At 65.9% G+C, this 13,263-nt stretch carries 9 protein-coding genes; 4 read left to right on the top strand and 5 right to left on the bottom strand.

Going from position 1 to position 13,263, the window contains the following annotated elements; all coding sequences use genetic code 11:
• The first annotated feature begins 251 nt into the window (after nt 1-251).
• The 4 genes from AC1RQP_RS21485 to AC1RQP_RS21470 all read left to right on the top strand — a co-directional run bounded on the left by AC1RQP_RS21485 (nt 252) and on the right by AC1RQP_RS21470 (nt 7,753).
• Nucleotides 252-3,521 carry a transglutaminase family protein gene (locus AC1RQP_RS21485; protein WP_492938414.1) on the top strand — a complete coding sequence of 1,090 codons (3,270 nt, stop codon included), beginning with the start codon at nt 252-254 and terminating at the stop codon, nt 3,519-3,521.
• 27 nt (nt 3,522-3,548) lie between these two features.
• Nucleotides 3,549-6,074, top strand: coding sequence for a circularly permuted type 2 ATP-grasp protein (locus AC1RQP_RS21480; RefSeq protein WP_492938413.1), 2,526 nt, complete (start codon nt 3,549-3,551; stop codon nt 6,072-6,074).
• Nucleotides 6,071-6,949, top strand: a complete 879-nt coding sequence (locus tag AC1RQP_RS21475; RefSeq protein ID WP_492938412.1) for a transglutaminase family protein — start codon at nt 6,071-6,073, stop codon at nt 6,947-6,949. Before AC1RQP_RS21480 ends, AC1RQP_RS21475 begins: the two co-directional genes overlap by 4 nt.
• 327 nt (nt 6,950-7,276) lie before the next feature.
• A complete protein-coding gene (locus AC1RQP_RS21470; RefSeq protein ID WP_492938411.1) occupies nt 7,277-7,753 on the top strand; it encodes a hypothetical protein in 477 nt (158 codons plus the stop codon).
• 240 nt (nt 7,754-7,993) lie between these two features.
• On the opposite strand, the gene AC1RQP_RS21465 is transcribed toward AC1RQP_RS21470, so the two are convergent.
• From AC1RQP_RS21465 to AC1RQP_RS21445, 5 genes are all read right to left on the bottom strand, one after another.
• Complete coding sequence (locus AC1RQP_RS21465) at nt 7,994-8,818, bottom strand: phosphodiesterase (RefSeq protein ID WP_492938410.1); 825 nt, start codon at nt 8,816-8,818, stop codon at nt 7,994-7,996.
• A gap of 68 nt (nt 8,819-8,886) precedes the next feature.
• Nucleotides 8,887-10,167, bottom strand: a complete 1,281-nt coding sequence (locus AC1RQP_RS21460) for an ABC transporter substrate-binding protein (RefSeq protein ID WP_492938409.1) — start codon at nt 10,165-10,167, stop codon at nt 8,887-8,889.
• A gap of 28 nt (nt 10,168-10,195) precedes the next feature.
• Nucleotides 10,196-11,032, bottom strand: a complete 837-nt coding sequence (locus tag AC1RQP_RS21455; protein ID WP_492938408.1) for a carbohydrate ABC transporter permease — start codon at nt 11,030-11,032, stop codon at nt 10,196-10,198.
• Nucleotides 11,029-11,976 carry a carbohydrate ABC transporter permease gene (locus AC1RQP_RS21450; RefSeq protein WP_492938407.1) on the bottom strand — a complete coding sequence of 316 codons (948 nt, stop codon included), beginning with the start codon at nt 11,974-11,976 and terminating at the stop codon, nt 11,029-11,031. The genes AC1RQP_RS21455 and AC1RQP_RS21450 overlap by 4 nt, the downstream gene beginning before the upstream one ends.
• Nucleotides 11,969-13,120 carry an ABC transporter ATP-binding protein gene (locus AC1RQP_RS21445; RefSeq protein ID WP_492938437.1) on the bottom strand — a complete coding sequence of 384 codons (1,152 nt, stop codon included), beginning with the start codon at nt 13,118-13,120 and terminating at the stop codon, nt 11,969-11,971. The genes AC1RQP_RS21450 and AC1RQP_RS21445 overlap by 8 nt, the downstream gene beginning before the upstream one ends.
• Nucleotides 13,121-13,263: the final 143 nt, after the last annotated feature.

Here is a 13,263-nt window from a genome sequence, read left to right as displayed (position 1 = left end):
GCTGATCCTCCCAGCCGACAGAGAACTGTCACCCATCCATCCGGTCTACCGTGTTACCTATCTATCCGGTCTGGACATGCTTCTTCCTTCTCCCCTTGTGGGAGAAGGTGGCGCAGCCTCGCCGGTGCGGCCGAACAACGACCACCATCACCGCCCCGCACCTTACCTAGGCACGGTCTGCCCGTTGTTAGTGCTTGATCGCACCGACATCAGGTGTTCTGCTCAAAAAAGCTGCTGGAGCATCGCACCCCGTGTCGATCTACGTCGCATTACACCACGTCACGCACTACAAATACGACCGCCCGATCGACCTTGGCCCGCAGACCATCCGCCTGCGGCCGGCGCCGCATACGCGCACGCCGATCCTGAGCTATTCGCTCAAGGTCACGCCATCCAATCATTTCGTGAACTGGCAGCAGGATCCGCAAGGCAACTGGCTCGCTCGCTACGTCTTCCCGGAGAAGGCCACCGAGCTGAAATTCGAGGTCGACTTCACGGCGCAGATGACCGTGGTCAACCCGTTCGACTTCTTCGTCGAGCCCTATGCCGACAGTTTTCCGTTCGAGTACCCGAAGGATCTCAAGACGGAGCTGGCGCCGTATCTCGAGACCGTCAAGCCCGATCGCCTGTTCGCGCAATATCTCGACTCGATCCCGACTGAAGCCCCGAACACCGTCAACTTCCTGGTCGATCTCAATCGCGAGCTCCAGAAGAAGATTCGCTACATCATCCGGATGGAGCCGGGGGTGCAGACGCCGGAGGAGACGCTTGCTTCCTGCGCGGGGTCATGCCGCGATTCCGCCTGGCTCCTGATCCAGACGTTCCGCCATCTCGGCCTCGCCGCGCGTTTCGTTTCCGGCTATCTCATCCAGATCCGTCCCGACATCGATCCGATCGAGGGACCGCCCGAAGTCGAGAACGACTTTACCGATCTGCACGCCTGGGCCGAGGTCTATCTGCCGGGCGCGGGCTGGATCGGATTCGATGCGACCTCCGGCATGCTCGCGGGCGAGGGGCACATCCCGGTCGCCGCCACGCCGCATTATCGCTCCGCGGCGCCGATCTCGGGCGGTGCGGGCTTTGCCGAGGTCGAATTCGCCTTCGATATGAGCGTGCGGCGCATCCGCGAGGCGCCGCGCATCACGAAGCCCTTTTCCGATGAGGCATGGGCGCGCCTCAACGATCTCGGCGAGCAGGTCGACGGCGATCTCGCCGCGCAGGATGTTCGGCTCACGATGGGGGGCGAGCCGACCTTCGTCTCGGTCGACGATCTCGAGGCGGCGGAATGGAACACCGACGCCGTCGGCCCGACCAAGCGCGCGCTCGGTGACGATCTGATCCGCCGCTTGCGCACGCGCTTCGCGCCGGGCGGCCTTTTGCATTACGGCCAGGGCAAATGGTATCCGGGCGAGAGTCTGCCGCGTTGGGCCTTCGGCCTTTACTGGCGCAAGGACGGCGTGCCGATCTGGAAGAACGCCGACCTCATTGCCAGGATCGAAAATCCGCGCCGCGCCGAGGTGAAGGACGCCGAGGCCTTCATGGAAGGCACGGCGGCCCGGCTCGGCCTCGATGCCGGCTACATCATGCCGGCTTATGAGGACACCGCGTATTGGCTCCAGAAGGAGGCCGAGCTTCCCGTCAACGTCGATCCCTCCGATTCCAAACTGTCGGATCCGGAAGCCCGCGCGCGGATGGCGCGCGTGTTCAACGAGGGCCTCAACACACCGCGCGGCTTCGTGCTGCCGGTGCAGCGCTGGAACGCGCCGCCGCGCTGGCGCAGCGAGCGATGGCAACTCCGGCGCAATCATCTGTTCCTGATGCCAGGCGATTCGCCTCTCGGTTTGCGCCTGCCGATCGGGTCGCTCGGTTACGTCCCGCCTAACCAATATCCCTACATCGTCGAGCAGGACCCGATGGAGGCGCGGGACAAGCTGCCGGTGTTCACGCTCGCCGCGCGTCCGGAATCTCCGCCGCGGGCTGCGCCCGAGCATCTCAACACCTCCGTCCCGGTGCGCACCGCGATGTCGGTCGAACTCCGCGACGGCGTGCTCTGCGCCTTCATGCCGCCGGTCGAGCGCATCGAGGACTATCTCGAACTGGTCGCCGCGCTCGAAGCCACCGCGGAGGAGATGCAGCTGCAGGTCCATGTCGAGGGCTATCCGCCGCCGTTCGATCCGCGCATCGAGGTCATCAAGGTGACGCCCGACCCTGGTGTCATCGAGATCAACGTCCAGCCGGCGAAGAGCTGGCGCGACGCGGTGGAGATCACCTCCGGACTCTACGAGGACGCGGCGAAGGTACGACTCGGTGCCAACCGTTTCCTGGTCGACGGCCGTCACACCGGCACCGGCGGCGGCAATCACGTCGTGGTCGGCGGCTCGAGCCCGCAGGACTCCCCGTTCCTTCGCCGCCCCGATCTCCTGAAGAGCCTCGTGCTGTACTGGCAGCGGCATCCGTCGCTGTCCTATTTCTTCTCCGGCCTCTTCATCGGCCCGACCAGCCAGGCGCCGCGCATCGACGAGGCCCGGCACGACAGCATCTATGAGCTCGATATCGCGCTCTCGCATGTGCCGCCGCCGGGCACCCAGGCGCCGCTGTGGCTGGTCGACCGCCTGTTTCGGCATCTGCTGGTCGACATCACCGGCAACACCCACCGTGCCGAGATCTGCATCGACAAGCTCTATTCGCCGGAGGGACCGACCGGCCGGCTCGGCCTCGTCGAGTTCCGCGCGCTCGAAATGCCGCCCGATCCGCGCATGTCGCTGGCGCAGCAGCTCCTGATCCGCGCGCTGATCGCCAGATTCTGGCGCGAGCCGCAGGCCGGCAGGTTCGTGCGCTGGGGCACCGCGCTGCATGATCGCTTCATGCTGCCGCACTTCATCTGGGACGATTTTCTGGAGGTGCTCACCGAGCTGAAGCAGTTCGGCTACCCGTTCGAGCCGGAATGGTATCTGGCCCAGCTCGAATTCCGCTTCCCCGCCTTCGGCCGCGTCCATCATGGCGGCGTGACGCTGGAGCTGCGCCAGGCGCTGGAGCCCTGGCACGTGCTGGGCGAGGAGGGCTCGGCCGGCGGCACGGTGCGCTATGTCGACTCATCGGTCGAGCGGCTTCAGGTCAAGGCGGAGGGCTTCGTCGAGGGCCGCCATATCGTCACCTGCAACGGCCGCCGCCTGCCGATGACCCCCACGGGCCGCTCGACTGAAGCCGTGGCCGGCGTCCGCTTCAAGGCCTGGCAGCCGGCCTCCGGCTTGCACCCGACCATCCCCGTTCACGCGCCTCTGACGTTTGATCTGATCGATACCTGGAACGGCCGCTCGCTCGGCGGCTGCGTCTATCACGTCGCCCATCCTGGCGGGCGCAACTACGACACCAAGCCGGTCAACACCTACGAGGCCGAGGCGCGGCGGCTGGCGCGCTTCCAGGATCACGGCCACACCCCGGGTCCGATGCAACCGCCGCCCGAGGAACGCACAAATGAGTTTCCGCTGACCCTCGACTTGCGGACCCCGCTCCTGCAATGAGTATGATGCGGGGGCAGGGAGAGGCGCATGGGCGAGGGCGCAGCCGAACAGGATGACAAGGCGGGGAAGGCGCAGGGCCAGCGTGAAGGCCAGCGCCGCCTCGCGCAATGGGTCCGCGACTATAGCCGGCTGCCCGGCATCCCCGACGAGTTCTTGGGCCCGGACGGCGCCCCGCGCGCGGTCTGGAGCCGCTTCTTCGACGCCTTCGGCGCGCTGGCGCCCGACGAGATCGAGCGGCGCTTCGGCATGGCCGACCGCCATCTCCGCGAAGCCGGCGTTACCTACCGCGCGCCCGGCGACAGCGCCGACCGGCCGTGGTCGATCAGCCATCTGCCGCTTCTGATCGACGAGGCCGACTGGCGGCAGCTTTGCGCCGGCATCACCCAGCGCGCCGAGCTGCTGGAGAGCGTGCTGCGCGACATCTATGGCGGGGGCCGGCTCGTTGCCGAAGGCGCGCTGCCGGCGGCCGCGATCGCCGGCAGCCCCGAATATCTTCGTCCCGTCTGCGGCGTGCCGCCCCCCGGCGGGCGCTATCTCTCGCTCTATGCCGCCGATGTCGGCCGCGGCCCCGACGGCCGCTGGTGGGTGCTCGGCGACCGCACCCAGGCGCCATCGGGCGCGGGCTACGCGCTGGAGAACCGTCTGGTGCTCTCGCGGGCCTTCTCCGACCTCTACAAGTCGATGAACGTGCCGCGCGTCGCGCCGTTCTTCGAGGCGTTCCGCGACAGCCTTCGTGCGCGCGCCGACCGCGACGAGCCGCGGATCGGCGTGCTCACCCCCGGCAGCTTCAGCGAGACCTATTTCGAGCATGCGACGCTGGCGCGCTATCTCGGCTTCCTGCTGGTCGAGGGCGACGACCTCGCGGTCAGCGACAACCGCGTCCACATCCGCACCGTGGCCGGCCTGAAGCGGCTCGACGTGCTGTTGCGCCGGGTCGATTCCAACTCGCTCGATCCGCTTGAGCTCGATGCCTCCTCGCGGCTCGGGGTCCCCGGTCTGATCGACGTCCTGCGCAAGGACGGCGTCGTCGTTGCCAACATGCCGGGCTCGGGCGTCCTGGAGGCGCGGGCGCTGCTCGGCTTCCTGCCGGCGCTCAGCCGCCGCCTGCTCGGGGAAGACCTGAAGATGCCGCACATCGCGACCTGGTGGTGCGGCCAGCGCGCGGCGCGCGACGAGGTGCTGGCGCGGCTCGACGAGGTCGCGATCGAAGGCGCCTACCGGCGCGGTGTGCCCGGTTTCGACAGCAGCGGTCCGGTGCTCGCGAGCGAGCTGGACGCCGCCGACCGCCGGCGCCTGGTCGACGCCATCACCGCGCGCGGCATGGACTATGTCGGCCAGGAAGTGGTGCGGCTCTCGACCATGCCGGTGTGGGAGCAGGGCCAGCTCACGCCGCGTCCCTTCGTGCTGCGCGTGTTCGCGGCCGCCACGCCCGACGGTTGGGCCATCATGCCCGGCGGGTTCTGCCGGATCGCCGAGCAGGCCGATGCGCGCGCGGTCTCGATGGGCGACGGTGCGCGCGCCGCCGACGTCTGGGTGGTCTCCGACAAGCAGGTCCCGACCGCGACGCTGCTGCCGGCGACCGACAAGGTGCGCATCCGCCGCATCGCCGGCGTGCTGCCGAGCCGCGCCGCCGACAATCTGTTCTGGCTCGGCCGCTATCTCGAGCGCGCCGAGGCGACGCTGCGGCTGGTGCGCGCTTTGGGCTCGCCGAGCGGGCCCAACAAGGGCACTGCGGCCTCGCTGCAATCGGCCGAACGCATCCAGCGCCTGCTGGTGGCCTGGGGCGCGATCTCGCAGACATCGCGGGCGGCTCCCGGGCGCATCACGGCCGAAGCGTTGCAGAGCGCGGAGCGTTTCGGCTCGGCACTGTCGCTGGTGCGCGCGGCACAGCGCACTGCGATCTCCTTGCGCGAGCGCCTGTCGCCCGATGCCTGGCAGGTCATCACCGAGATGGCCGAGCGTCTTGCCTACGAGGTCGAGGACGAGGACAGCGTGCTCAGCGCAGCCGAGCTGACCTTGCAGGAGCTTGCGAGCTTCGCGGGCCTCGCGCAGGAGAACATGAACCGCGCCGCCGGCTGGCGTTTCCTCGACATCGGACGCCGCACTGAACGCGCCATCAACACCACGCGCTTCACCCGCCAGTTCGCCTATGACGAGGCCGGCGACGAGGATCTCGACATCCTGCTGACGCTGGTCGATTGCCAGATCACCTACCGCTCGCGTTACCTGCTGGCGCCGATCCTGGCGCCGGTGCGCGACCTCGCCGTGCTCGACGGCTACAATCCGCGGTCGGTGGCGTTCCAGGTGACGACGCTGAACGAGCACATTGCCGCGCTGCCGAGCTTGAAGGAGCACGGCCTGATCGAGAAGCCGCAGCGGCTCGCGGTGGCGATGCAGGCGATGCTCGCGACCGCGGATGCCGAGAAGCTCGAGGTCAAGACCCTGTTCGCGCTGGAGCAGGATCTGCTCAGCCTTGCCGACGCGATCGGGCAGCACTACTTCCCGCACGGTCCCAATGCCAGCCGGCCGGAAAAGCTGACGGGGCTGGCGTGATCTACGACATCCGTCACGTCACCACCTACGAGTACGAGCATCCCGTTAGCTTCGCCCGCTGCACGCTGCGGCTGGAGCCGAGAAGCGGCGGCGGCCAGGAGCTGATCTCGCACGATCTCGAGATCCATCCGCGCCCGGCCGAGCGTAATGTGCGGCGCGATTTCTTCGGCACGCTCACCGAGAGCGTCGTGATCGAAGCCGCGCATCGCAATTTGCGCATCGACTCGCGCTCGCGCGTGTCGGTCTCGCGCGAGCCGCCGCCACGTGATGCGTCGAGCCCGTCCTGGGAGAGCATTCGCGACCTTGCCTTCGAGGCGACGAGCCTCGGGCCGGCTTCGCCCGTCGGCTACGTCTTTGCGAGCCCCCTGGTGCCGGTGCTGCGCCCGGTCAGCGCCTATGCCGCGGAAAGCTTTGCGCCCGGCGCGGGCATTCTCAAAGGCGCGGTCGATCTGATGCATCGCATCCGCAACCAGTTCCGCTACGACCCCAAGGCCACGGTGATCTCGACGCCGCTCGACGAGGTCTTCGAGAAGCGTCACGGCGTCTGCCAGGACTTTGCCCATGTGATGATTGCAGGGCTGCGCGGGCTCGGCCTGCCGGCGGCCTATGTCAGCGGATATCTGCGCACCATGCCGCCGCCGGGCCAGCCGCGTCTGCAGGGCGCCGACGCTACCCACGCCTGGGTGTCGCTGTGGTGCGGTGTGGAGCTTGGCTGGGTCGATCTCGATCCGACCAACGATGTCCTCATCGGCAACGATCACATCGTGCTTGCAATGGGGCGCGACTTTTCCGACGTCTCGCCGGTCGACGGCATCATCGTCGGCTCGCAGAAGCAGAAGCTCGGCGTCGCCGTCGACGTGCTGCAGGTGGAGTAGGGCGTGTACTCATAAGCGTCGGGCTCCGACGCAAGGCGGAGGTCTGCCATCTGGAATGTCATCGGCAGCTTGTGGCCCATCTGCGAAGTTGCGCCGCGTCTGACGGAAGTCCGCTCGTTGCGGCAAAGCGGACCGGATTTGCTCAACCTGAGCTCTTCGCATTTTGACCCAAAGCAGACCTCGTGCAATTTCAATCAACATTGAGCGTTTGCTAGTGCAAAATGGTAGAGAGACGAGGCTTACGCAACCAAATGTCCGGCTTTGCGGCGGTCCGCGGCGTGCGCCATGCCTTTGAGCCCGACTAGGTGACAATCTGGAGAGCCAAGCTTGAGCAATGTCGGCGCTAGTAAACTAGGGCTATTTCGCGATGCAATGATCGGTCTGCCTGTTTCGCACTTCTGGCGAGGTTACGGCTCAACGATCTTCTTGGAGTTTGGGCATCTCACGCCTAGAACCCGGCAATCTGGAAAGCCGGGCAACCCTCAAGGCGAACTTGGGCTTATGATCCACTGGAGCTGGCGTATCGAGAACCCAACATCCATCTTATGCGGAAGTTGGAGCGAGGAGCCCCGGTGGGAGCCGACGTTCGATCTGCTCCGCAACAAACGGGTCTTATCATTATCTGTAGTTGGAAGACTTCCCGAAATTGTCGTTGGTCTGACCGAAGGGCTCTACGTATCGTCATTCATGACCGCCGAAGGCGATCCCCAATGGACCCTGTTTGATCGGCGATCCGGCACCGAGAGGTGGCTGTGCGTCCGCGACGGGGAGTTAACAATCGAACTCGCTAAAAATCGAGATTGACCGCTCCTGCTGCGCGATTTCCGCTAGTGGCCCGGCGCTGCCCTTCGCCCAGAACACCGACGAGTCAGCTTTCCGGAGAAGAGCCGAACAGCGCAATTCGGTCTGGCCAAGGCAGCCTTTGGCCCATCTCCGACCGAGGGTGACGAGGCCAACGCGCCGCTATCGAGGCGGAGCGGACTCTCCAAGAAGCGCAGCGCGGGTTTATGAGTGCACGCCCCGGTAATGGTCGGCGCTCGCCGGTCACCGAACCATGGTGTCGCGATCCCAGGCCTGATAGTCGGGTGACCCCTCGACGCGGATGGGACCGTCGTAGCCGTACTCCACCATGTGGACGGTCACATAGTCATCCCCGAGGAAGACGACTCCATAGGATTGCGGCAGGTCGCAGGCGCTCAGCAGCCTGGTCTCGGAGAACAGCGGAAAGCTCGCATGGTTGGTGCCGCGCAGCGACGAGGCGGGGACCCCTGCAACCGAGCCGGCGAGGGGCAAGTGACAATGACCGAAGAAGACGTGGCGGATCCTTGCCCGATGTTGGCCAATGAGACGCCGGAACGGCGCTTCGTCGAGCAGGCGGATCTGGTCGAGGGGACCGAGATGCACCGGCATGGGGTTGTGGTGCATGAAGAGCAGGAATGGCCCGTCATGCTCGGCCAGCCGTGCCTCGAGCCAGCCGAGACGATCCTCGCAATAGCGGCCGGCGTGCGTTTCCGGATGGGCGGTGTCGAGGAACAGGCAGCGGCCGGCGGCGGTATCGTGGATGCCCTGGACGAAGCCGTTGTCGTCGGTGAGGTCGGGGAACACGCTCAGGAAGGCGGCGCGTCGGTCGTGGTTGCCGATGCACAGCCGGATCGGCAGCGGATATTCGTCGATGCGCTGCCTGAGCCATTGATAGTCGGCGAGATCGCCCCAATCCGAGAGATCGCCGGTGATCACCATCAGTTCAGCGTCGTGATGATCGTTCAGCGCATGGGCGAGCGCCCGCTCGAAATTGGCCCGCGGATCGCGGCCGCCGATGGTCGAGCCGGGCGCAGTCAGGTGAATGTCGCTCAGATGAAGCAGTTTCATCGCCATCTCCAGTCATTGGTGCGGCACGGGGCGCCGATGGCGTCCCGTGCCGGCGGATGTCAGGATCTTCAGCGCGCCGCGCCGGTGGTCTTCGGCAGCAGCTTCTGCACGTCCGCGGTCATGTCGGCGAGGACGGCCTCGGGCTCCTTGGCGCGGGCGCCCGAGATGATCGAGTTGAGATGATCCTTGATCACGTCGGTGATCTTCAGGCCGTTGTCGCCGGGGAAGGCGTACCATTTGGTGAGCAGCGCGAGCTGGCTGACCGCGGTGTAGTTGTTGGGGTTCTTGACGTAGAAGTCCTTCAGATAGACGTCGTTCGCGACCTTGTTCGGCGGCATGTAACCGGTGGTCTCCGCCATGATCGCGGCGCCCTTGGGGCCGGTCCAGAACTTCACCGCTTCCCAGGCGGCGTCGCGCTTGGCCTTGTCCTTGGCGAGGATCAGCACGACATTGCCGCCGGCCGGCAGCCGGCCGGCCGGAGAGACGACGTCCGGGAACGGGATCGTCTTCAGCGCGAACTTGCCGCCGGTCATCTGCGTGACCTTGTTGAGGTCCGAGGTCGAGGTGATGTGAAAGCCGGTCTTGCCGGCCGCGAACGCCGCCCGCATCGACGGCTGGTCGAGATTGGGCATGCCGCCCTCGTTGACGAGCCGCGCAATCGTGTTGATGGCGAACTTGCCTTCCGCTCCGTCGAACGCGACCTTGGTCTCGTCGGCATTGAGCATGGTGCCGCCGCGCGCGAAGACCGGCGCCTGCCACAGCCAGTTGCCGGTGATGTCCCAGGCATAGGTGACGCCGTTGGTGTCGTTGCCGAGCGCCTTGACCTTCTTGGCAAGCGCGATCAGCTCGTCCCAGCTCTTCGGCAGGTTGTTCACGTCGCCGCCGGCCTGCTTCACGAGGTCGAGATTGACGTAGACGATGGGCAGCGAGATCGCGAAGGGCAGGGCATAGACCTTGCCGCCGGCGGTGCCGATGTCGTACATCGCCTGGTGGAAGCCCTGCTTGTCGAAGTCCTTTTCGGCCGCGATATAGCCGCCGAGCTCGGCCGGGATGTTCTTGTCGACCAGGACGCGGATGCGGTTCAGGCCCTGGAAGGACACGTCCGGCATCTGGTTGGTCACGGCTTCCCGCAGCACCTTCTGGGTGGCGTCCTCGTAGGACTCGTAAGGCGCGCGCATGGTGACCTTGATCTCCGGGTGCACCTTGGCGAACTCCTCGGCGATGCGCTTGTGGGTCTCTGTGAACAGCTCCGGATAGGGATACTGCATCACGATCTCGGTCTGGGTCTGCGCGAGGGCAGAGCCGGCCGCAAGCGACAGAGCCGCCGCGGCGATGATGGACTTCAGCATGGATAGACTCCTGTTTGAGGTGACGTGGTTACTTGATGCCGGTGAGGGTGATGCCCTCGATGAAACGGCGCTGGGCGAAGAGAAAGGCGATGACGAGCGGTGCGATGATCACCATCGCCGCGGCCATCAGCGGGCCGTAGCTGGTGCCGGCCTCGTTGTTGCGGAAATGGGCGACCGCGAGCGGCGGCGTGCGCAAATGCTCGCTGTTGAGCACGATCAGCGGCCAGAAATAGTCGTTCCAATGCGCGACCACGGAGAAGATGCCGAAGGCGGTGACGGCCGGGATCGCGGCCGGCAGCATCACCCGCCAGACGATGCCGAATTCGGAGATGCCGTCCATGCGCGCAGCATCGACGAGATCGTCGGGCACGGTCTTGAAGAACTGGCGCATCAGGAAGATGCCGAACACCGAGATCGTGAAGGGCAGGACGAGCGCGGCATAGCTGTCGAGCAGGCCGGCCTTGTGCAGCATCAGGAAGACGGGGATCGCGGTCGCCTGCGGCGGGATCAGGATCCCGAACAGCACGAGCGCGAACAGCGTCTCGCGGCCGCGGAAGCGAAGCTTTGCCAGCGCATAGGCCGCCGGCAGCGCCACCATGACCTGCAGCACGAAGATCGAGACCGTGACGATGACGCCGTTGATCAGGAAGCGCAGGAGATTGGCCTTGGCGAAGGCTTCGCGCAGGTTCTCCGCCAGCGCGAAATGGTGCGGGATCAGGTGCAGCTCGCTGGAAAAGATCTCGGTCTGCGGCTTGGACGCGGTCGAGATCATCCAGATGAAGGGCGCCAGCATGAGCGCGGCGCCCGCGATCAGGAGCACGTGGCGGAGGATCGCCCGGAACGGGATGGGATGCGCGTAGCTCATGTGTAGTGCACGCCGCGATCGGCGAGCCTCGACTTGATCAGAGTGAGCAGGAGAACGAAGACCAGGAAAACGACGGTGATCGCTGCGGCATAGCCCGAGCGGAAGAACTCGAAGCCTTCCGTGTACATGGTGTGGATCAGCACCTCGGTGGATTTCGACGGGCCGCCCTTGGTCAATACGTGCACGGTGTCGAACACCTGGAAGGAGCGGATGCCGGAGATCACGACGACGAAGGTCGTGACTGGCCCCAGCATCGGCCAGGTCACGAGGCGGAAGCGGGCCCAGCCGCTCGACGCACCGTCGATTTCGGCCGCCTCGTACAGCTGCTTGGGGATGGAGACGAGGCCGGCGAGAAACAGCACCATGTTGAAGCCGACCGCCTGCCAGATGCCGATCGCGCACAGCGCATAGAGGGCGGTGCTGCGGTCCTGCAGCCAGGAAAAGGCCGGCAGGCCCGCGCCGCGCAACATCCCGTTCACCAGGCCGAATTGCGGGTGCAGCATGAACTCCCACACCACCGCCATGGCGATCAGGGTCGCCATGACGGGCAGGAAATAGATCGTCCGGTAGAGGCTGCGCAGGCTGGTGCCGCTCTGGATCAGGAGTGCGATGGCAAGGCCTGCGACCACGGCGCCGGGTACCACGATCACGACGTAAGCCAGCGTGTTGCGCAGCGCGGTCCAGAACACCTTGTCGGCGAACAGGTCCTGGTAATTGGAAAGGCCGATCCAGGAGAAATGCTGCGCGCCGAGCTGATAGTCGGTGAAGGAGAGGGCGATCACGCCGGCGAGCGGACCAAGCAGCATGATCAGCATCAACGCCGCGGCCGGCGTCACCAGGGCGTAAGCGGAGTATGTCCGCCGGCTGCCATGGGCCTGCACCGTGCGCCGTGTCGCGCCTGCGGGAACGATGGCCGCGCCAATGGTCATGGAGCCGTCAGACATGGGCGGGCTCACGGACGCCCTCGGGCTGCTCCAGTCTGAGCTCGATCCGCTTCCCGGCCGGATCGAAAATCCGCACCGCGTCGGGGGCGAAACCGAAGGTGACGGAGCTGGCCATCGCAGGCAGATGCCTGACGTCCGCGAGCCGCGCGATCAGGCGCAATCCGGCGCCTTCGATCGCAAGGTGCACAAAAGCTTCCGCACCGAGATTCTCCAGATGGACCACGGTTCCGGAGAACGGCCCCGCGCCGACGTCGATCCGCTCCGGGCGGACGCCGACGCGGCATTCGCCGGCCGCCGCATTGCACGAGAGCTTCAGGGCAGTCCCCAGCACGTCGACGCCGCCATCCTTGCGGATCCGGCCGGGGAGGACGTTGATCTTGGGGCTGCCGATGAATTCGGCGACACGGATGTCGCCGGGGTCGTTGTAGATCTCCGCAGGCGTCCCGGCCTGAATCAATTCACCGCCCATCATGACGGCGATCCGGCTCGACATCGTCATCGCCTCGGCTTGGTCGTGCGTGACGTAGACGAACGTCGCCTTGAGACGGCGATGCAGCTCGGCGAGTTCTGCGCGCATATGGACACGCAGCTTTGCGTCGAGATTGGAGAGCGGCTCATCGAACAGGAAAGCCAGCGGCTCGCGCACCATGGCGCGTCCGACCGCGACGCGCTGCCGCTGTCCGCCCGACAATTGCCCGGGCTTGCGCCGCAGCAATGGAGATATGTCGAGCTGCTCGGCGATCCCTTCGACGTCGGCCCGGATGTGCCGTTCCTTGGCGCGCCGGCCCGGCAGCAGCTTGCCGAGCAGCGGCAGCCGTTCGATCGCCGAGAGGCGCCGCATCCGCAACGGCACTGCAATGTTGTCGAAGGTACTCAGATGCGGATAGAGCGCGTAGGATTGGAAGACCATCGCGAGGTTGCGCGCGCTCGGGCGAATGGCGTCCACGGGGCGGCCATCGATGTGGACTTGGCCGGAATTCTGCGGCTCGAGGCCGGCAATGATGCGGAGCAGGGTCGACTTGCCGCAGCCGGAAGGACCGACCAGCGAGATGAACTCGCCGTCCTCAATTCGGAAATCAATGCCCTTCAGGACGTCCGTGCCGTCAAAGGACTTGCGGATTGCGGAAAGCTCGATCTGCGCCATGCGCGCTGGTCCCCTGCTGGCCTTGTTGCGGCGCATGAGGAGTAGGGAGCGCATCTGACATTCACATAACGGTCAATGGCCGTCCTTATGGTCATCCCAGGTTTTGCTTTTGCCGGTTCGGCAGACGGAGGATCGACTTGGGG

The sequence above is a fragment of the Bradyrhizobium sp. GW821-FHT13H06 genome, assembly GCF_058803975.1.
Note: the sequence above shows the minus strand (reverse complement) of the source record. Positions and strands in the feature narration are given on the sequence as shown.

Excerpts from the sequence above, each read along its gene's own strand:
- AC1RQP_RS21445 (WP_492938437.1), bottom strand. The coding sequence starts at position 13,120 with ATGGCGCAGATCGAGCTTTCCGCAATCCGCAAGTCCTTTGACGGCACG.
- AC1RQP_RS21450 (WP_492938407.1), bottom strand. The coding sequence starts at position 11,976 with ATGTCTGACGGCTCCATGACCATTGGCGCGGCCATCGTTCCCGCAGGC.
- AC1RQP_RS21465 (WP_492938410.1), bottom strand. The coding sequence starts at position 8,818 with ATGAAACTGCTTCATCTGAGCGACATTCACCTGACTGCGCCCGGCTCG.
- AC1RQP_RS21460 (WP_492938409.1), bottom strand. The coding sequence starts at position 10,167 with ATGCTGAAGTCCATCATCGCCGCGGCGGCTCTGTCGCTTGCGGCCGGC.
- AC1RQP_RS21455 (WP_492938408.1), bottom strand. The coding sequence starts at position 11,032 with ATGAGCTACGCGCATCCCATCCCGTTCCGGGCGATCCTCCGCCACGTG.
- AC1RQP_RS21480 (WP_492938413.1), top strand. The coding sequence starts at position 3,549 with ATGGGCGAGGGCGCAGCCGAACAGGATGACAAGGCGGGGAAGGCGCAG.